This is a genomic window from Micromonospora sp. LOL_024, assembly GCF_048060415.1.
Taxonomy (GTDB): domain Bacteria; phylum Actinomycetota; class Actinomycetes; order Mycobacteriales; family Micromonosporaceae; genus Micromonospora.
This window is the reverse complement of sequence record NZ_JBHMIS010000002.1, coordinates 282,199-300,787: the sequence shown is the minus strand read 5'-3', so window position 1 is coordinate 300,787 and position 18,589 is coordinate 282,199. Positions and strand designations below refer to the sequence as shown.

Genomic DNA, 18,589 nt, shown 5'->3' with positions numbered 1-18,589 from the left:
GCACCCATGGCACCGGAACCGGCGATGACGGACCTCACCCCCGACCAGCGGCTACGCCAGCTGGAGCTGACCGTGACCCGACGCCTCGACGGCCTGCTGCACGGCGAGCGCCGCGGCCTGCTGCCCGGCCCGGGCAGCGAACCTGCGGGCAGCCGCGAGTACCGGCCCGGTGAGGACGAGGTACGCCGGATGGACTGGTCGGTCACCGCCCGTACCGCTGTGGCACACGTGCGGGAGGTGGACGCCGACCGGGAGCTGACCACCTGGCTGCTGGTCGACGCCAGCCCCAGCATGGAGTTCGGAACCGCGGAGCTGGACAAGCGTGAGCTGACGGTGGCGGCGGTCGCCACCATCGGCTTCCTCACCGCCGGGCCGGGCAACCGGCTCGGCGCGCAGGTCCTCACCCCGTACGGGCTGCACCGGGTACCGGCCCGGGGCGGACGCAATCACCTGTTCGGGCTGCTGCGCGCGCTGCTGGCCGGGCCGCGCAGCGCTGCCGGCTCGAACACCACGTCGCGGTTCGCCCACTCTGGGGCGGATCTGGCCGAGGCACTCGCGGCGGTGCACCGGGTGGCGAACCGGCGTGGCCTGGTGGTGGTGGTCTCCGACTTCCTCGACGGCCTGCCCGACGAGCCGGGGTTCCCGGCCCGCTGGGAACGCCCGCTGCGTCGGCTGGTCGTGCGGCACCAGGTGCTCGCGGTCGAGATCACCGATCCGCGCGAGCTGGAACTGCCGGACGTCGGCCTGATCACGCTCACCGATCCTGAGACCGGCAGGTGTCGCGAGGTGTGGACCGGTGACCGCCGCCTGCGCGAACGGTACGCGGAGGCTGCGGCGGCCCAGCGTGACCAGGTGCGGCACTCGCTGCGCCGATCCGGCGCGACCCACCTGGGGCTCCGCACCGACCGGGACTGGGCGGTCGACATCGTGCGGCACGTGCACGCGCAGCGGCGGCTGGCCACCGCCTCGGGCGCGCCGCGGCGGGGCGGTGTCGCGTGATCTGGGAGTCGCCCGTCCGGCTCTGGCTGCTCATCGGCGTGGCGGCCCTGGCCGTGGCGTACCTCGTGGCGCAGCGCCGCCGCAGCCGCTACGCCCTCCGGTTCACCAATCTGCGGTTGCTCGACCGGGTGGCGCCCCAGCGCCCGACCTGGCGTCGGCATCTGCCGGCCGGCCTCTTCCTGGCCATGCTGGCCCTGCTGGTCGTCGGCTTCGCCCGGCCCACCGCCGAGGTGCGGGTGCCCAGGGAACGGGCCACCGTGATGGTGGCGGTGGACGTCTCCACCTCGATGCTCGCCACCGACGTCGACCCGGACCGGCTCAGCGCGGCCAAGCGGGCCGCGGGGCGGTTCGTCGACGGACTGCCCGGAGAGTTCAACGTCGGGCTGGTGGCATTCGCGGGCAGCGCCGCGGTGCTGGTGCCACCGAGCACCGACCGGGAGGCGTTGCACGACGGGATCGAACGCCTCGCCGAGGGGGTGACCGGTGTGCAGGGTACCGCGATCGGCGAGGCCATCAACACCTCGCTGGGCGCGGTGAAGGCGCTGGACGAGATGGCCGCGACCCAGCCGCCGCCGGCCCGCATCATCCTGCTCTCCGACGGGGCGAACACCTCGGGCATGGACCCGATGGAGGCCGCCGCCGACGCCGTCGCCGTCGAGGTGCCGGTGCACACCATTTCGTTCGGTACGCCGGGCGGTTTCGTCGACCGTGGCGGGCGGCCGATCCGAGTGCCGGTGGACGGTGAGACGTTGCAGGCCGTCGCCGAGGAGACCGGGGGCGGCTTCCACGAGGCGGGTACGAGCGACGAGCTGCGTGCCGTCTACGACGACATCGGTAGCTCGGTGGGGTGGCGGAAGGTGCGGCAGGACGTCTCGGCGCGGTTCATCGGGATCGGGCTGGTGTTCGCGATGGGTGCGGCGTACGGCTCGATGCGGTGGTTCTCCCGCCTGCCCTGACCTCGTCGGGACCGGCACAACCGATTCTCAGCAGCGGCCGGCGGGTGGCCGCGCACGTGAGGAGCGTACCTAGATGGCTGTACAGACCGGACTGGGTGAGCCGCGCGGTCCCTGGTTCGTCTCGCCGGACCTGGGCCCGGACGGACGGGACGGGCCGGACGGCGGGTCGGGTTCAGGGGACCGGGCGGCCTGGGGTTGGCGCCGTCGGCTGCTGGCGGGGTTGGCCGTGGTGGCGCTGTCCACCGGGTCGGGGGGGCTGGCCGGCGGCTGGGTGGCCGGCCGCGACGGCGTCGCGGGGCCGGCCGCGGCGTCGGCCGCACCGGTGCCGGCCGAGCTGGTGACGGCCGCCGAGAAGACCGTGCCCGGTGTGGTGTCGGTGCTGGTCGGCGGGGCCGGTGGCGGTTCGGCGAGCGGTTCCGGCTTCGCGGTGGACGCCGAGCAGCACATCATCACCAACGACCACATCTTGGCCAAGGGGCGGGCCGGGCCGGTGACGGTGGAGCTACCGGACGGCCGGCGGTTCGCGGCGGAGGTGGTGGGTAGGGAACCTGGCAGCGATCTCGCGGTGCTCAAGGTGCCGTCGTCGGCGGGCCTGGCGCCGTTGCCGCTGGCCCGGCAAGGGTCGACCCGGGTGGGTGAACCGGTGCTGGCCGTCGGCTCGCCGCTGGGGCTTCCCGGCACGGTCACCGCCGGCATCGTCAGCGCGCTGGATCGGCAGGTACGGCTCGGCGACAACCGGCATCGGGCGGTGCAGACAGATGCCTCCATCAACCCGGGCAACTCGGGCGGACCGCTGGTCAACGCGCGGGGTGAGGTGGTCGGAGTGAACACCGCGATCGCCACTATCGACGGCAACGGCTCGATCGGGATCGGCTTCGCCATCCCGATCGAGCAGGTGCAGCAGACCGCCGACACGATCATCGGCAAGGGTGGATAAGTCACACAGAGCCACTGTCCGATTACTGAGAGATGGGGCGATCTGTCGGATATCGGCGGCCGGTGATCGGGGCATGGAAATATGACGCTGGGTATGGATACTGGCGTGGGTGGAGCGTCCTCTCATCGCGGTCCTCCTGCTGGTGGGCCTCATTATCGGAAGTGGCGTCGGCTCGTCGTACGCGCGTGCCCGACGGGGTTGGAACGACTACCAGGCGGCGAAGAAGACCGTGCCGGGCGCGCGTCACGCCGCGTGGCTACTGATCAAGGTGGTCACCACGAAAGTCGGCGTGATCGCCCTGTTGCTGATCGGCGCGGTCGCTTACGCCGCCGCCGGTGGAGACGAGGATCCGGCGCCGGTGACGCCGAACCCGAGCACCTCTCCGGACGAACGGCCCGCAAGCTAACCTCAGGGCGTGGACGAGGGACTGCGGGTGACCGACCGGTGGGTGCTGCCCGACGCCGAGTTGCGGGAGCGCTTCTCCCGGTCGTCCGGGCCGGGTGGCCAGGGAGTCAACACCACCGACTCCCGGGTCGAGCTGAGCTTCGACGTGGCCGGCTCGTCGAGCATTCCTGAGTCGCTCCGCGCCCGGCTACTGGACCGGCTCGCCGGGCGCCTGGTCGACGGGGTGCTGACCGTCGCCGCGAGTGAGCACCGGGCGCAACTGGCGAACCGTGAGGCGGCCCGGCAGCGGCTGCTCTCACTGCTGCGAGCCGCGGTGGCCCCGCCGCCTCCGCCCCGCCGCCCGACCCGACCGTCGCGGGGAGCCAAGGAACGACGGCTGGCCGAGAAGAAGCGTCGCGCCCAGCGCAAGCGCGACCGGCGAGTGGACGGCGAGTAGCCGCGGCCCTGCGGTTTCGCGGGCACTGCGGTTCCGCCGGGCCTACCGTACCGCCCGAGCTGCCGGCTCCGGCTGGTCGAGCAATGCCGCACAGACCTCGATCAGCCGGGCTCGCAGTTCGCCGGCACGCTGTGCGAACTCGCGCTGACGGGCCACATACTCGGCCTTGCCCTCCGGAGTCTCGATCGGCACCGCCGGTTCACCGTAGGAGGAGAGATCGTACGGGGAGGCCCGCATGTCGAGCAGCCGGATGTCCCGAGCCAGTTCGAAGCAGTCGAGGGCCAGGTCTCCGGGGACGGCGGGGCCCAGCTTGGTAGCCCACTTGTGGCAGTCCATCGAGGCGTGCAGGCAGCCCGGTTGGTCAAGCTGCACCTGGCTCGCCCGGGTGGGACGCAGGCGGTTGAGGTCCACGGCGGCGGGAGTGAAGAACCGGAACGCGTCGAAGTGCGTGCAGCGCATGTGGTGCGAGTCGACCACCGCGTCGGTGCCCGCCTGTCCGAGGCGTAGGGGCAGCGGATGCCGGTGCTCACGTTGGCGGTACACCATCGCCCACTCGTGCAGGCCGAAGCAGCCGGTGAAGGCCGGCCGCGAGGCGATCGCGGACAGCAGGCGGTGGATGAAGCGCACCGAGTCGGCCCGGTCGGTGAGGAACGCCGTGCTGTCGAGCTGTGTCGACCCATCCGGCTCGGTCGCGTACCAGCGCCACTGCCGTTGCGGCGCTGAGCCGTCGGGCCCGGGCTCAAGGCCGACGCCGACGCCCGGGTGCCAACGGCGCAGCACCGCGGGCCTGGTGCCGTAGTACTCGTACAGAAAATCGTCGATGGCGTGATGTTCCCGTGCGGCCCTGCGGGCACGGTGGTCCGCGGTGAGGAAGTCGGCGCGCTGCTGGTGGGCCTCCAGCAGGCGGCGCCAGGTTGTCGCGGGAAGGCTGGTCACCGGTCCGCCCCCGCCGGGTGGCCCTGCCGGTCGGCTGTGGTGGGGGCGAGGACAGCGGTCACCAGCCCAGGGTACGGCCGCCGGCCCCGCCGCCGGTCAGGGCACGGCCACCCGCACCCCGGCGGAGAAGACACCGCTGCGCAGTTCCAGCCGTTGCGGCGTCTCGCGCCCGTTGATCGTGAAGACCAGCGGCAGCACCATGCGGCTGCCCGCCGCCATCGGCTGGGCGAAGACGTCCCGTCCCTGGTTCGCCCGGCGGGTGGCCTGCTCGTCGGTGGTGACCCAGTTCCCGTTCGCCAGGTACGCCCGCTGCAGCTTGCCGTGCCAGACCTGGTTCTCCCGGGTCAGGTTACGAACCCCGAGGGTGGTATGGCACTGCCGGGCGGTCCGGCCCGGTTCGCAGGTCATCCGGTAGACGGTGAACTCGAACGCATCCTCGCGCAGCGGCATGCCCAGCTCGCCACTGGCGCCGGTGCCCTTCCACGCCCCGCTGGTCGGCCGGCTGTCGGTGTCGATCGCGGTGACCCGCTGGGTAGCGGACCAGGTGGCCGCACCGACCGTGCCGGCGAGCACCGCGGCGGCGATCGGCACCACCACCCAGACCGGTGGCTTGCGCCGCCGGGCCGGCGGGCGGGGAGTGGCCGGGCGGGGATAGATCGTGCCCGGCCCGTCCGTGGCGAGCGCGGCGGCCACCGGGCGGCGGCGCCGCCAGGTGAGCAGTCCCGCGATGCCGAGCACCAGCACCGCGACCACGCCAGCGAGCAGTGCGGGCAGCTGGCGACGCCATCCCGCCGGTTCCTGCGCCTCGTCCGCGACCGCGCCCGGCGCGGTCCAGGTGGCGGTCGAGCAGTCGTACGGCCGCCGGCCGTCGCTGGAGAAGGCGCACGCCGGTGCGGTCACCGGCTGCCGGGTCGCCGTGGTGGTGAGCGTGGTGCCCAGCGTGGTGGTGCTGCGCGGCGGCAGCTTCAGGCGCCAGGTCACCTCGGTCGTCGCCGACGCCCCGGGGCGCGTCTCCCGGCCTCCGTCGCTGATCGTGCTGGCGTGCAGCCCTTGCGGCAGTTCCTGGCGCACGGTGGTGTCGACCGGTGCGTCGCCCCGGTTGTGGACCTTGATCCGGTACCCGGGTTCGGCGGTGTTGTCGGGCGTGACCGCAACGCTGATCTCCGGTTTGGCGACCGGCGAGGCGACCCGCGTCGGCGTGGGCACCGCCGGCGGCGCCGCCGGCATACTGGGATCGGGCGTGGCCGCCGCCCCGGGCCGTCCTGCCGCCGCGACGGTGGATGCCCGGGGCCGTTCGGCCGCCGGTGTGGTGGCCGCCGGCAGGATCGGCAGGGCGGTGAGCAGACCGACGCAGTGCACGATCGCCGCGAGGGTCCTGTGGTGTCGTCTCGATGCAGGCATACCAACGAACCTCCGCCGCCGACGCTAGGTGCGGCCGCCCGCCGTGCGGGTACGAAGCGGTGAATCCAGCCTGGGAGGTGACCGTCACCTGTAAGGTGCGCCCAGCCCGGCTGCCGGCGGGACTAGATTGGCCTGGTGCGTATCGCTCGTTTCGCTCATGCCAAGGGAATGTCGTTCGGCGTCGTCGAGGGGGAACCGGAGGCGAGCCCCCAAGGACTCACCGTCGCGGAGATCTCCGGCCACCCGTTCGGCCAGATCACGTTCAGCGGTGTCCGCTGGGCGTTGTCCGACGTCCGGCTGCTCTCGCCGATCCTGCCCAGCAAGGTGGTCTGCGTCGGCCGCAACTACGCCGAGCACGCCGTCGAGCACGGCCACGAGGTGCCGAAGGAGCCGCTGCTCTTCCTCAAGCCTTCCACCTCCGTCATCGGCCCTTGGGACGCGATCCGGCTGCCGGAGTTCAGCAAGCAGGTCGAGCACGAGGCCGAACTGGCGGTGGTGATCGGTGCGCCGGGTGCCCGTCGGGCGGACCGGGTCGCCGCGGAGCGGGCGATCTTCGGTTACACCTGCGCCAACGACGTCACCGCTCGCGACCTGCAACGTTCCGACAGTCAGTGGACCCGGGCCAAGGGGTTCGACTCGTTCTGTCCGATCGGTCCGTGGATCACCACCGGACTCGACGTCACCGACCTGGAGGTCCGCTGCGAGGTGGGGCGCGATCCGGAGGAGATGGAGGTCCGTCAGCTGGGCCGTACCGGGGACATGGTCTTCGACGTGCCGGCACTTGTGTCGTACGTCTCGCACGTGATGACGTTGTTGCCCGGCGACATCGTGTTGACCGGTACTCCGGCGGGGGTTAGCCCGCTCGTCGAGGGGGATACGGTGAGCGTCCGGATCGAGGGGATCGGCGAGCTGACCAACCCGGTGGTGTCTGCGACCTGATCCCTGTTTTCGCAGCTCATGTGCGTTTTGGGAAGTCGATTTGGCCTGTCGGTGCCGGGGAGGGTAAAGTTCGACCTCGGTGCCGCGAGGCGCCATTGGGGTATGGGGTAATTGGCAGCCCAACTGATTCTGGTTCAGTTAGTCTAGGTTCGAGTCCTGGTACCCCAGCGCAGCCGAGATTCGTCAAGAATCGAGGTCGCTGGATTCTGGTGGAGTTCGTCACCGATGCACCGCGAGGGGCTCGGTCGCGAAAGATCTGGTAGGGTTCAGCGGCACCGCCTGACAGGGCGGTGCCGCAAAAGTTCTGGCCCCGTCGTCTAGTGGCCCAGGACGCCGCCCTCTCAAGGCGGTAGCGCCGGTTCGAATCCGGTCGGGGCTACAAATTGAGGTACGGCTCGTTCCGCTCAGGCGGGACGAGTCGTTTCCTTTCACCTGAGCGCCTCCGCCAGCCTTCCGACCTTTCCTCCCAACCTCCGTTGATCGGGATTTCGTGCCTGGTCAGAGGCCGGAGAGGCGTTGGCCGGCGCGGACCACGGCCATGGCGTGGCGTTCGCCGGGGCGGCGGCCGAGGCGCTCGATCGGGCCGGAAATGCTGATCGCGGCGATGACGCGGCCGGTCCGGTCGCGGATCGGAGCCGAGACGCTCGCCACGCCGGCTTCGCGTTCGGCGACGCTCTGCGCCCAGCCACGGCGACGTACCTCGGCGAGGGTCCGGCCGGTGAACTTGGACCGGGGCAGCAGCGGCATCACCGCCTCGGGTGGCTCCCAGGCGAGCAGGATCTGCGCCGCCGAGCCGGCGATCATCGGCAGCACCGAACCCACCGGCACGGTGTCCCGCAGCCCACTGGCCCGCTCGGCGGCGGCCACGCAGATCCGTTCGTCCGCCCGCCGCAGGTAGAGCTGGGCGCTCTCGCCGGTGGCGTCCCGCAACGCCGCCAGCAGTGGCTCGGCCGCGGTCAGCAGCACGTCCGGCGCCGCGTTCGCCAGCTCACCCATGCGTGGGCCCGGACGCCAGCGACCCTGGGTGTCCCGGACAAGCATCCGGTGGATCTCCAGCGCCTGCGCCAACCGGTGCGCGGTGGCTCGGGGCAGCTTGGTGCGTTCAACGAGTTCGGCCAGGCTGGCGCCGTCGACACAGGCGGCCAGGATGACCACCGCCTTGTCGAGAACGCCGACACCGCTCATACTGTGTCCCACAAGCCGAAACTTACCTCCCAGAATTTAGGATGTCCAGATGGTGGGAGTCACGCCTGAGCCGAGGACCCTGGCCGAGAAGGTCTGGGACGCGCACGTCGTCCGGTCCGCCGATGGTGAGCCCGACCTGCTCTTCATCGACCTGCATCTGCTGCACGAGGTGACCAGCCCGCAGGCGTTCGACGGGCTGCGGGTGGCCGGCCGCCGGGTGCGCCGCAACGATCTCACGCTCGCGACCGAGGATCACAACACCCCGACCGGGTACGCGGACGTCTCGTTCCAGCAGCGCCGTGGCGACCTGCTCACCATCGCCGATCCGACCTCCCGGACCCAGATCGAGACGCTGCGGCGCAACTGCGCCGAGTTCGGCGTGAAGCTGCACCCACTAGGCGACGCCAACCAGGGGATCGTGCACGTCATCGGGCCGCAGCTCGGCCTCACCCAGCCCGGCATGACGATCGTCTGCGGCGACTCGCATACCGCCACCCACGGCGCGTTCGGCGCCCTGGCCTTCGGCATCGGCACCAGTGAGGTCGAGCACGTCCTCGCCACCCAGACCTTGCCACAGGGCCGGCCGAAGACCATGGCGGTCACCGCCGACGGCCAACTGCGCCCCGGGGTGACCGCGAAGGATCTGGTGCTCGCCCTGATCGCCAAGGTCGGCACCGGCGGAGGCCGTGGGCACATCGTGGAGTACCGAGGCGAGGCGATCCGGGCGCTGTCCATGGAAGGCCGGATGACCATCGCCAACATGTCCATCGAGTGGGGTGCCAAGGCCGGCATGATCGCGCCGGACGAGACCACCTTCGCGTACCTCAGGGGGCGGCCGAACGCTCCGGCGGGGGCCGACTGGGAGGCGGCGGTGGCGTACTGGCGAACGCTGCCCACCGACGAGGGCGCGACCTTCGACGCCGAGGTGACCCTGGACGCCGCCGAGATCACGCCGTTCGTCACCTGGGGCACAAACCCGGGCCAGGGTGCGCCGCTGGGTGCGGCCGTACCGGATCCGGACGAGTTCGTCACCGAACCGGAGCGGGCCGCCGCCCGGCGGGCACTGGAGTACATGGACCTGCACCCTGGAACGGCACTGCGCGACCTCGCCGTCGACGTGGTCTTCGTCGGCTCGTGCACCAACGGGCGCCTCGAAGACCTGCGCGCCGCCGCCGACGTGCTGCGCGGCCACACGGTCGCCGACGGGGTGCGCATGTTGGTGGTGCCCGGCTCGGCCGCCGTTCGCGAGGCCGCCGAGGCTGAAGGTCTCGACAAGGTGTTCGTCGATGCCGGTGCCGAGTGGCGCTTCGCGGGGTGCTCGATGTGCCTGGGCATGAACCCGGACACTCTCTCACCGGGGCAGCGCGCCGCCTCCACCTCCAACCGCAACTTCGAGGGCCGCCAGGGCCGGGGTGGGCGCACCCACCTGGTCAGCCCGCCGGTGGCCGCCGCCACCGCCGTCGTCGGCCGGCTGGCCGCACCAGCCGACCTGTAGAAGGGCTGCGACAGATGGACAAGTTCACCGTGCACGCCGGCACCGCGCTGCCGCTGCGTCGGTCCGACGTGGACACCGATCAGATCATCCCCGCCGTGTACCTCAAGCGGGTGACCCGCACCGGATTTGCCGACGGACTGTTCAGCGCGTGGCGCGAGGATCCCCGATTCGTACTCAACGATCAAGCGTATAGGGGTGCGTCGATTCTGGTAGCCGGTCCCGAGTTCGGCACCGGGTCGTCGCGTGAGCACGCCGTGTGGGCGTTGCGCGACTTCGGCTTCCGGGCCGTGATCTCGCCGCGCTTCGGTGACATCTTCCGCGGCAACGCCCTCAAGGAAGGGCTACTTCCGGTCGAGCTGGAATTGAAAGCCGTCGAGGAAATCTGGGACCTGGTCGAGTCGGATCCGACCACCCGGGTCACCGTCGACCTGACCGCCCGGGAGGTCCGGGCCGGCGACGCCGCCTGGTCGTTCCCGCTCGACGACTTCAGCCGGTGGCGGCTGATCGAGGGCTTGGACGACATTGGACTCACCCTCCGGCACGAGGCGCAGATCAGCGTCTTCGAGGCCAGTCGGCCGGCCTTCCTGCCCCGGGTCGGGTAGCCGTTCGCCGCCCCCCGTACTCGATTTCGCCCCCACCGGTGCCACCGGTGGGGGCGAAACCGTTACGACACAAGGGCTTTTTTCCACCGAATGTTTGTGTCCCGGCAGCACAGGGCATACGGTGCGCGCAGAATGGCTCGCGTCGAGTCAGTTGCACAATCAGGAGGAAGTCGTGAACAAGGCCGAGCTCATCGAGGCCCTCGCCGTTCGCCTGGGGGACCGGAAAACGGCGACGGCCGCGCTCGACGCGGTACTCGCTGAGGTCCAGGCGGCGGTCACCAAGGGCGAGAAAGTGGCGATCACCGGTTTCGGGGCGTTCGAGAAGCGCGTACGGGGCGCGCGAACAGCCCGGAACCCGCGTACGGGGGAGGCGGTGAAGGTCAAGAAGACCTCGGTGCCGACCTTCCGCCCGGGCGCAGGGTTCAAGGAGATGGTGGCCAGCGGCAAGGTGCCGAAGGCCACGGCTGCGGCGAAGAAGACCGCCACGGCCAGCACCCGGACCACCGGCGCGAAGGCGACCGGTGCCAAGGCGACCACCGCGAAGAAGACGACCGCGGCGAAGAGCACCGCAGCAAAGAAGACCACCGCCAGCAGGACCACGGCGGCCAAGAAGACCACCACCAGCAAGACCGCGCCGGCCAAGTCGACGGCGGCGGCCAAGAAGACCGCCACGAAGAAGGCGGCACCGGCGAAGAAGACCGCACCGGCGAAGAAGACCGCCACGGCGACCAAGTCGACGGCGGCAAAGAAGACCGCCACGGCGAAGAAGACCGCGACAGCCAAGAAGGCTCCGGCGAAGAAGGCGCCGGCCAGAAAGACAGCCACCCGGCGCTGAGCCGGTCGTACGAGAGGGCGCCCGCCGTGATGGCGGGCGCCCTCGCCGTTCCCGGCACATCGGCGTGTCGCCGCCATGGTTGACGGTGGCGGGCCCGGCACTCAGCTCAGAATTGCAGCACGACCCCTCGGAGAAAAGAGAACCGTGCCAAGCCTTCGTCGCCTCAACACCGTCACCCTGGCGCTCGGCCTCGTCGTCCTGACCGACATGCTGCGGGTCTTTCTGCCCTCGGTCATCACCATCTTCGGCCAGGCCGCGTCGACGCCGGCCGAACTGCTCGGTGCGTTCACGCTCGGCTGGTTCGTACTCGCGCTCGCCGTACCCGCCCTCGTCGCGCGGATCGGCCCCCACCTCGTCGGTGTCGCGGCGGCAGCGCTGCTCGGTGCCGCCCGCCTCGCCCTCACCGCCGCACCCGGCGGTCGCGCCCAACTCTGGCTGGCCACCGCCGGACTGCTCGCCGGTCTGGCGTGGCTGGCCGCCACCGCCGTCCGGGTCGAACGTCCGGTGCCCGGACTGGCGCTGGGGCTGACCGCCGGCGCGCTCGGTCATGCCCTGCTCGGCACGTACGACCTTCTCTGGAGGGAACACTGGGCGGCGTGGGTGGCCAGCATCGTGCTGGTGGTGTCACTGGTCGTCGCCGAGGGGACCCTCGCGCGTCGCCACGGATCGGCTGTGCCGGTCGGTGCCCATCCCAATTCCGGCGGCCCGGCCTGGCTGCTCGCCGGCCCCGCGTTGCTGCTCGCCGGCATGGTCGCACTGTCGCCGGCGGTCGCCAGCACCGCGATGTCGTTCTGGTACGGGGAGGCCGGCACTGCCGGGCCGCCACCGTTCGCACTGGCACCCCTGGGGGCCGCGGCGGCGCTGTTCGTGCTGGCCGCGCTGATTCCGCTCGGCCGCCGGTGGCGTCCCCTGCCGCCGTCGCTGCTCGTTGCCGGGGCCGTGCTGTTCGGGTACGGACCGCCGGCGCTGCTCACCTTCGCCGTGCTGCTCACCGCGGCCGGCCTGGGTGGCTGCCTCGCCCTTGCCGGTGAGGCGCCGGCGGCGGGGCGCGCCACCGACCGGAACCCGGTCCGACGCGGGTACGCGGCGGTCGGCGGGATGCTCGTCTTCGCCGTCGCCGTGGTGCTGTTCTACGCCGCCTACGACATCGGCTACCCCAACGGGTGGCTGCCGGCGGTGGTGGCAGCCCTGATCGGGGTGGTCGCCCTGCGGGCCGCTGGCAAGGCGGACGGCGCCCGGGTGCCGTCCGCCGGGCCGCAACCCGCCGCGCCGGCCCGGGTCCCGCTGCGGCTGGCGGCCCTGGCCGCGCTCATCGGCTTTCTCGCGGCCTGGATGCACGGGCCGTGGCTGGTGGCGAGCAACCGGGACGGTCCGCCGGAACAGGTGCGGCTGGTGGCGTACAACATCAGGATGGGCTTCGGCCTCGACGGTCGCCTTGACCTGGCCGGCCTCGACCGGGCGGTCGAAGAGGCCGACGTGGTGGTGCTCAGCGAGGTCGATCGGGGCTGGCTGCTCAACGGTGGGCACGACACACTGAACCTGCTCGCCGCCCGGCTGGAGATGCCCTACGTCTTCGCGCCGGCCGCCGGCCCGTTCTGGGGAGACGCCGTGCTCAGCCGCTGGCCGGTGCAGCGTGCGCGGACCCGCCAGCTTCCCGCAGTGGGCGCGCCCATCGGGGCGCAGGCGCTCGGCGTCACCGTTGATTTCAGTGAGGGCGTACGCCTGGCCGTGGTGAGCACCCACCTGCAGCCGCCGCCCGGCGCGGATCCGGTGGTCCAGGCCGGGGCGGTCGCCGACTTCGCCACCGGGTACGCGGACGGGCTGCCGCTGGTGGTCGCCGGTGACCTCAACACCGAGCCGGGCGACCCGGCGTTCACCGCCCTCACCAGTGCCGGACTGGTCGACGCCTTCGGACCCGCCCGTCCGCTGCCGACCAGCCCCGCCGACGACCCGCGAGAGCAGCTCGACCACATCTTCGTCTCGCCCGACCTGGTCGCCACCAGCCCCGTCGCGGTGCGGAGCACCGCCAGCGACCACCTGCCGGTCGCCGTCACCCTCACGCTGCCGACCAGCTGAGCCACCACGGCGCGGCGCACGTGGGCCGCGCCGTGGTGTGCGGGCAGCTTGGTGGACAGTGGTGCTTCGGCACGGCCGCGCTGGTGTCTCGGCCTGCTCGGCTGCTGTCGGCGCGGACCGCGTGAAGAGGTGGAGTTCCGTGGCCGTCGAGGCCGGCTGCCGTGCTCCGATGGGGGCCGGCCGGGGCGCGAGACCCGGCGAGCACCCGCCCTGCCCTTGTCAGAGACGGTCGGTGGCGACGAGCCGGTCGCCGGTGAAGGCGAGCAGCCAGCCGCCGCCCTTGTCCGTGGTGTAGTCGCCGCACTGCCCGGCGAGCCGCTCCAGGGCACCCGGGATCACCTTGCCCTGGCTGCACACCGTCGCCGACTCGCCGACGCCAGCCAGTGCGGCCAGGCGGGCAGCGGCGGCGAGCACGCACTCGTCAGGCTGCTGGCCGGCGAGCGGCTCGTCGAGGTCCCCGCACACCTCGATCGGCAGGTCCAGCGAGGCTGCCGCCGGATCCAGGGTCTGCACACAGCGGCGTGGCGAGGCGGAGAGCAGCCGGGCCGGGCGGATCAGCCCGATCAGCGGCGCCAGCGCGTACGCCTCGGACCAGCCACGAGCATCCAGTGGCCGAGCCGTGTCCGGCCCGGTCCAGGCCAGCCGCTTGCCGGCATGCCCGTGCCGGACCAGTAGCAGCGTCGCGGTGACCCGCGGCAGCGCCGCGAACGCGGCGAGGACCTCAGCGTCGTGCGGATAGCTGACCAGGGCCACCGCCTCGTCGACGTCCAGCCAGCGCACGTCGTCGACCTCGGTGTCCGGCTGGAAACCACCGGTGCCCACCGCCCTCATCGACCAGTAGTCGACCACCTTGGCCCGGCCCTCGCTGACATACCGCGCGGACGGCAGCCGCAGTTCGGGTACCGCCTGGGCGTCGGCCTCCTCGGCGACCTCGCGGGCGGCGGCGACCAGCGGATGTTCTCCCGGCTCCAGCTTGCCCTTCGGCAGGGACCAGTCGCCGTACCGGGGGCGGTGCACCAGGCACACCTGGCTCCTCGTGCTCGGCCCGGGTCGCCACACCACGCCGCCGGCGGCCCGGATGGTGTTCACCACGCCAGCCACCGGGTCCGTCGCCGCCGGCTGGCCCGCCGCCAGGCGTACGGGAAGTCGGCCCGGGCCCGGCGAACAGCGGCGCGTTCGCGTTCCAGCAGCCGGCCGGCGGTCACGGCCAGTTCATGGTCGGCGGGTCGGGCCTCGGCCACCGCCCGCCAGGTCTGCGCCGCCACGGCCGCGTCCTGGTGCTCGCCCAACAGCTTCTGCACCTTCGCCAGCGCCCGGGCCAGCTTCGTCGCGTCCCCGCCGAGCACCGGGGCGACCGCGGTCACCGCCGAGCGGGCCTGCTTGCCCTGTTTGCGTACGGTGTGCCACTGCTCGTCTGGCCCGGCGGGATCGAGCAGCGCCACGCCGCCCGGCTTTCTCGCCGTGCCGGCCAGTCGTCGCCACGGGCGGGCCACCAGCCGGGGCAGCACCCGGTTGGCCGGCAACTCCGCCCGGGGCGTGAAGCGCGGCGCCCGGGCGGCCAGCACCAGCGCGTCCACCAGGGCCGGATACCTCGGTGACCGAAGCGCCTCGTCGACGTCGGCCAGGGTGAGCCGGTCGAGCAGGTCGACGTCGCCCGCCTTGCGTTTCGCCTCCACCTCACGGAACCCGCCGGTGCCGGCGCCCTCGGCGTCGAGCACGGTGACCTGGTCGTCCACCACCTCGGCCAGTACGGTGCTGGCGCGGTCGAGGATCTCGTGACCGTGCCTGACGGTGCGTACCATCGCCACCGGGGCGAGTCGGGCGCCCCGGTGCACGACGGTGACCGGCTCGACCAGCTCCGCCGGTACCGCGTGGGCCGCGCCGGCCCGGGAGATCTCGTGCCGGACACCGGGGCTGCCGGTGGGCAGCTTCACCGTCCACGGCAGCTCGTCACCCTCCCGGCGGCGCAGCGAGACACCCGCCCGGGCCAGCCGCAGGTCCACGGCGTCGTGGTAGGTGGCAACCAGGGTGGCCGGCGGCAGCCCACGAAGGCTCCCGCCGGCCGGGGCGGCGGGAGAGAGGTCTGGCATGAGCCACTCGGGCTCCACCGTGAACTTCCGTTCCTCCTCGACCATCTGCTCAGCCTATGCCCGGGCGCTCAGCCGGCCGCGCTGCCGACGCGGCGCAGCAGCAGAACCTGCAGGTGGGTCAGGGGTGTTTCCGGCGGGCCGCCGCGCCGCGTCCAGGCACCGTCGCCGGACAGCTCGAACGCGTCGACGTCAGGACTCATCGCGGCGCCGAAGACGTGATCCAGTTCTGCCCGGGCCACCGGGTCGCTGACCTGGACCAGGGCCTCCACCCGCCGGTCCAGGTTGCGGTGCATCAGATCCGCCGAGCCGATCCAGAACTCGGCATCGCCGTTGTTGCCGAAGCGGAACACCCGGGAGTGCTCCAGGAAGCGGCCGAGGATCGAGCGGACCCGGATGTTCTCCGAGAGCCCGGGCACCCCGGGCCGCAGGGTGCACATCCCACGAATGATCAGATCGACGTGCACACCGGCCTGAGAAGCCCGGTACAGCGCGTCGGTGAGCTCCTCGTCGACCAGCGAGTTCACCTTGAACTGCACCAGCCCCGGCATGCCGAGTCGGACGTGGGTGATCTCCCGTTCGATGCGTTCGATCAGTCCGCTGCGGATGCCCTGCGGCGCCACCAGCAGCCGCCGGTACGCGGTCTGCCGGCTGTATCCGGTGAGCACGTTGAACAGGTCCGTCAGGTCGGCGCCGATCTCCGGGTCGGCGGTGAGCATGCCGAAGTCCTCGTAGAGACGCGCGGTCTTCGGATGGTAGTTGCCGGTGCCGATGTGGCAGTAGCGCCGGATCTGGTTGCCCTCCTGACGTACCACCAGGGCGGTCTTGCAGTGCGTCTTCAGACCGACCAGGCCGTAGACCACATGGCAGCCGGCCCGCTCCAGGGTGCGGGCCCAGCCGATGTTGGCCACCTCGTCGAAGCGCGCCTTCAGTTCGACCAGCACCACCACCTGCTTGCCTGCGGCGGCGGCCTCGACCAGCGCGTCCACGATCGGCGAATCGCCGCTGGTGCGGTAGAGCGTCTGCTTGATGGCCAGCACGTTCGGGTCGGCGGCGGCCTGCTCGACGAAGCGTTGCACGCTGGTGGCGAAGGAGTGGTAGGGGTGGTGCACCAGCACGTCGCCGTCGCGCAGGGTGGCGAAGACGCTGCGCGGCACCTCGCCCTCGGCGAGCCGGGGATGGGTGGCCGGCACGAACGGCGGCTCCTTGAGGTCCGGCCGGTCGGCCTCGCCGTACACCTGCCACAGCGCGGAGAGGTCGACCAGGCCACGGACCCGCAGCACGTCCTGCGTGTCCATGTCCAGTTCCCGGACGAGCAGTTCCAGCATGTGGTCGGAGATCGAGGCGGCCACCTCCAGCCGTACCGGCGGGCCGAACCGGCGCCGGGCCAGCTCCCGCTCCAGGGCCTGGAGCAGATCCTCGTCGCGGTCCTCGTCGACCTCAACCTCGGCGTTACGGGTGACCCGGAACAGGTGGCACTCGACCACCTGCATGCCGGAGAAGAGCTGGCCGAGGTGCACCGAGATGAGATCCTCCACCGGCAGCATGCGGACGCCGGGCTGGTCCCGGTCGACCCGGACGAAGCGGGGCACGTTGTTGGGCACCTTCACCCGGGCGAACAGTTCGGGTCCGCCGTCCGGGTCGCGCACCGACACGGCCAGGTTGAGCGATCGGCCCGAGATGTACGGGAACGGGTGTGCCGGGTCGACCGCGAGTGGGGTGAGCACCGGGAAGATGTGCTCCCGGAAGTAGGTGCGTAGCCGTTCCCGCTCGGGGTCGCCGAGGTCGGACCAGCGCAGCACCCGGATGTCCTCGACGGCGAGCTTCGGCAGCAGGTCGTCGACGTAGCAGGCAGCCTGCCGGGTCACCAGGGCGGCGGCCTTCTCGGCGATCAGCGCCAGTTGGGTACGCAGCGGCAGCCCGTCGCCGCCGCGGACCGGGAGGCCGGCGGAGAGTCGGCGCTTCAGCCCGGCCACCCGCACCATGTAGAACTCGTCGAGGTTGCTGGCGAAGATGGCCAGGAACTTGGCCCGCTCCAGCAGCGGGTTGCGCTGGTCCTCGGCCAGGGCGAGCACCCGGGCGTTGAAGTCGAGCCAGGACAGCTCCCGGTTGAGGAAGCGGTCCTCCGGCAGGACGGGGGCGGACCGCGGCTCGTCGGTGGGCTGCGGCGGGCCCGGTTCGGCCCCCGGGTCCAGCACCTCCTCCACACCCGCCGAGGCGGCTGCCGATTCGGTGTCCGACATCTCGTCGGAAACGGGTGGGCGGGTGAGGAATCGCCCGTCGGCCCCCCGAGGGCGGCCTCCGTCACGGCGGGTGGGGTCGTCGGTGGCGGGGCGGGCGAGGTGTTCGCGAGGGGTGCTCACCTGCTCATAATCACCCGATCACGGTTAACGCAAAATGAACTTGCAGCGGTTTGTCAGGTCATCGTCGGGAGTGTCACGCGTACGACGGCCCCGGTGGTGTCAGTTTCCACCCGAACCCGCTGGCCGAGGCGGAGCATTCGCAGCCCGGAGGCGTCGAACGCCCGCGCCGGGTAGGACAGCTCCGTCCCGTCGTCGAGCAGCAGCAGTCCGCTGCGGGTCGCCGCGTCGAAGGTCGCCACCGTGCCCTGCATGCCAGCACCGTACACCGGCGGTTTCAGCCCGTCAGGCAGCCGGCGGCCAGCGCCGTGGTGCGCGGCCCGAGCCCCAGGCGCGCCGCCACCGCCAGGTCCTCGGCGGTGTCCACGTCGCGCCGCAGACTCGGCCAGTCGCCGGTGAGCGGCTCGGCTCCACTCGCCGCGTGCGCGACAGCCGAATACGGGCCGAACCGGGGATCCAGCGGCACACCCGGCGGGGCGGTCAGCAGCACGGTGCCGGTACCGGGCGCGTCGGCCACGAACCGGCGTACGCCGGGCGGGCCGGCCAGTGTCGTCGACAGCGCCGCCGCCAGCTCGACCGGGCGCAGCGCGGGCAGGTCGGCGGTGAGCCCCGCCACCCACCCGGTGATGCCGGCCGCGCCGTGCCGGAACGCGGCGTTGAGGTCGGCGTCCGCGACGTCCGGCAGCAGCCGGACACCAGGGCGCCGGGCCAGCCGACCCAGCCGGGTTTCGTCGCTGACCACCAACACCTCTGCCACTCCCGGGCAGGCCAGCACCGCGTCCATGGTGTCGGCGACCAGGGCGAGCGCCAGCTCCTCGTGCGGTACGCCCGGCAGCCCGCCACGCAGCCGGGTCTTCGCGTTCGCCAGGCGTTTGACCGGCAGCACCACGGTCCACGGCTGAGTCACACCTGTCATCCTGCCAGCCCGACGGCGGTACCC

The 18,589-nt window shown here is 72.0% G+C and carries 18 protein-coding genes and 2 tRNA genes; 12 read left to right on the top strand and 8 right to left on the bottom strand.

Features of this window, described 5'->3' with window-relative positions:
• The first annotated feature begins 6 nt into the window (after positions 1 to 6).
• The 5 genes from ACFHWY_RS05245 (at position 7) to arfB (ending at position 3,733) form a co-directional block, all read left to right on the top strand.
• Positions 7 to 999 carry a DUF58 domain-containing protein gene (locus ACFHWY_RS05245; RefSeq protein ID WP_416579028.1) on the top strand — a complete coding sequence of 331 codons (993 nt, stop codon included), beginning with the start codon at positions 7 to 9 and terminating at the stop codon, positions 997 to 999.
• Positions 996 to 1,955 carry a VWA domain-containing protein gene (locus tag ACFHWY_RS05240; RefSeq protein WP_416578927.1) on the top strand — a complete coding sequence of 320 codons (960 nt, stop codon included), beginning with the start codon at positions 996 to 998 and terminating at the stop codon, positions 1,953 to 1,955. The genes ACFHWY_RS05245 and ACFHWY_RS05240 overlap by 4 nt, the downstream gene beginning before the upstream one ends.
• Before the next feature lie 73 nt (positions 1,956 to 2,028).
• Entirely contained in the window at positions 2,029 to 2,892 is an 864-nt protein-coding gene (locus ACFHWY_RS05235) for a S1C family serine protease (RefSeq protein WP_416578926.1), read from the top strand.
• A gap of 109 nt (positions 2,893 to 3,001) precedes the next feature.
• Positions 3,002 to 3,298, top strand: coding sequence for a hypothetical protein (locus tag ACFHWY_RS05230; protein ID WP_416578925.1), 297 nt, complete (start codon positions 3,002 to 3,004; stop codon positions 3,296 to 3,298).
• Positions 3,299 to 3,307: 9 nt separating this feature from the next.
• The gene (gene arfB, locus ACFHWY_RS05225; RefSeq protein ID WP_416578924.1) at positions 3,308 to 3,733 is read left to right on the top strand and encodes an alternative ribosome rescue aminoacyl-tRNA hydrolase ArfB; all 426 of its coding nucleotides are present in this window, start codon (positions 3,308 to 3,310) and stop codon (positions 3,731 to 3,733) included.
• Positions 3,734 to 3,775: 42 nt separating this feature from the next.
• Here arfB and ACFHWY_RS05220 read toward each other — a convergent pair whose 3' ends face one another.
• Both ACFHWY_RS05220 and ACFHWY_RS05215 read right to left on the bottom strand, forming a co-directional pair.
• The gene (locus tag ACFHWY_RS05220; RefSeq protein WP_416578923.1) at positions 3,776 to 4,669 is read right to left on the bottom strand and encodes a 3-methyladenine DNA glycosylase; all 894 of its coding nucleotides are present in this window, start codon (positions 4,667 to 4,669) and stop codon (positions 3,776 to 3,778) included.
• Positions 4,670 to 4,765: 96 nt separating this feature from the next.
• Positions 4,766 to 6,070: a hypothetical protein gene (locus tag ACFHWY_RS05215; protein WP_416578922.1), complete on the bottom strand. Its 1,305-nt coding sequence runs from the start codon at positions 6,068 to 6,070 to the stop codon at positions 4,766 to 4,768.
• Between the two features lie 135 nt (positions 6,071 to 6,205).
• Here ACFHWY_RS05215 and ACFHWY_RS05210 point away from each other — a divergent pair, with 135 nt between their 5' ends.
• The 3 genes from ACFHWY_RS05210 (at position 6,206) to ACFHWY_RS05200 (ending at position 7,388) form a co-directional block, all read left to right on the top strand.
• Positions 6,206 to 7,009, top strand: a complete 804-nt coding sequence (locus ACFHWY_RS05210; protein WP_416578921.1) for a fumarylacetoacetate hydrolase family protein — start codon at positions 6,206 to 6,208, stop codon at positions 7,007 to 7,009.
• Positions 7,010 to 7,105: 96 nt separating this feature from the next.
• Positions 7,106 to 7,177 (top strand) — tRNA-Gln (locus ACFHWY_RS05205).
• 138 nt (positions 7,178 to 7,315) lie between these two features.
• Positions 7,316 to 7,388, top strand: a tRNA-Glu gene (locus tag ACFHWY_RS05200).
• Between the two features lie 119 nt (positions 7,389 to 7,507).
• Here ACFHWY_RS05200 and ACFHWY_RS05195 read toward each other — a convergent pair.
• A complete protein-coding gene (locus ACFHWY_RS05195; protein ID WP_416578920.1) occupies positions 7,508 to 8,194 on the bottom strand; it encodes an IclR family transcriptional regulator in 687 nt (228 codons plus the stop codon).
• A gap of 49 nt (positions 8,195 to 8,243) precedes the next feature.
• Here ACFHWY_RS05195 and leuC point away from each other — a divergent pair, with 49 nt between their 5' ends.
• The 4 genes from leuC (at position 8,244) to ACFHWY_RS05175 (ending at position 13,202) form a co-directional block, all read left to right on the top strand.
• Positions 8,244 to 9,689 carry a 3-isopropylmalate dehydratase large subunit gene (leuC, locus tag ACFHWY_RS05190; protein WP_416578919.1) on the top strand — a complete coding sequence of 482 codons (1,446 nt, stop codon included), beginning with the start codon at positions 8,244 to 8,246 and terminating at the stop codon, positions 9,687 to 9,689.
• A 14-nt stretch (positions 9,690 to 9,703) separates the two neighbouring features.
• A complete protein-coding gene (gene leuD / locus ACFHWY_RS05185; protein ID WP_416578918.1) occupies positions 9,704 to 10,291 on the top strand; it encodes a 3-isopropylmalate dehydratase small subunit in 588 nt (195 codons plus the stop codon).
• A 172-nt stretch (positions 10,292 to 10,463) separates the two neighbouring features.
• Positions 10,464 to 11,126: an HU family DNA-binding protein gene (locus ACFHWY_RS05180; RefSeq protein WP_416578917.1), complete on the top strand. Its 663-nt coding sequence runs from the start codon at positions 10,464 to 10,466 to the stop codon at positions 11,124 to 11,126.
• A gap of 144 nt (positions 11,127 to 11,270) precedes the next feature.
• Positions 11,271 to 13,202 carry an endonuclease/exonuclease/phosphatase family protein gene (locus ACFHWY_RS05175; RefSeq protein ID WP_416578916.1) on the top strand — a complete coding sequence of 644 codons (1,932 nt, stop codon included), beginning with the start codon at positions 11,271 to 11,273 and terminating at the stop codon, positions 13,200 to 13,202.
• A gap of 219 nt (positions 13,203 to 13,421) precedes the next feature.
• Here ACFHWY_RS05175 and ACFHWY_RS05170 read toward each other — a convergent pair whose 3' ends face one another.
• From ACFHWY_RS05170 to cofC, 5 genes are read right to left on the bottom strand one after another with little or no spacing between them, the layout of a single operon-like run.
• Positions 13,422 to 14,294 carry an NUDIX hydrolase gene (locus ACFHWY_RS05170; RefSeq protein WP_416578915.1) on the bottom strand — a complete coding sequence of 291 codons (873 nt, stop codon included), beginning with the start codon at positions 14,292 to 14,294 and terminating at the stop codon, positions 13,422 to 13,424.
• Entirely contained in the window at positions 14,288 to 15,337 is a 1,050-nt protein-coding gene (locus ACFHWY_RS05165; RefSeq protein WP_416578914.1) for a CHAD domain-containing protein, read from the bottom strand. The genes ACFHWY_RS05170 and ACFHWY_RS05165 overlap by 7 nt, the downstream gene beginning before the upstream one ends.
• Before the next feature lie 23 nt (positions 15,338 to 15,360).
• Complete coding sequence (locus tag ACFHWY_RS05160) at positions 15,361 to 17,652, bottom strand: RNA degradosome polyphosphate kinase (protein WP_416578913.1); 2,292 nt, start codon at positions 17,650 to 17,652, stop codon at positions 15,361 to 15,363.
• A gap of 53 nt (positions 17,653 to 17,705) precedes the next feature.
• Positions 17,706 to 17,903, bottom strand: coding sequence for a cold-shock protein (locus tag ACFHWY_RS05155; protein ID WP_416578912.1), 198 nt, complete (start codon positions 17,901 to 17,903; stop codon positions 17,706 to 17,708).
• A gap of 23 nt (positions 17,904 to 17,926) precedes the next feature.
• Positions 17,927 to 18,556, bottom strand: coding sequence for a 2-phospho-L-lactate guanylyltransferase (gene cofC / locus ACFHWY_RS05150; protein ID WP_416578911.1), 630 nt, complete (start codon positions 18,554 to 18,556; stop codon positions 17,927 to 17,929).
• Between the last annotated feature and the right edge of the window lie 33 nt (positions 18,557 to 18,589).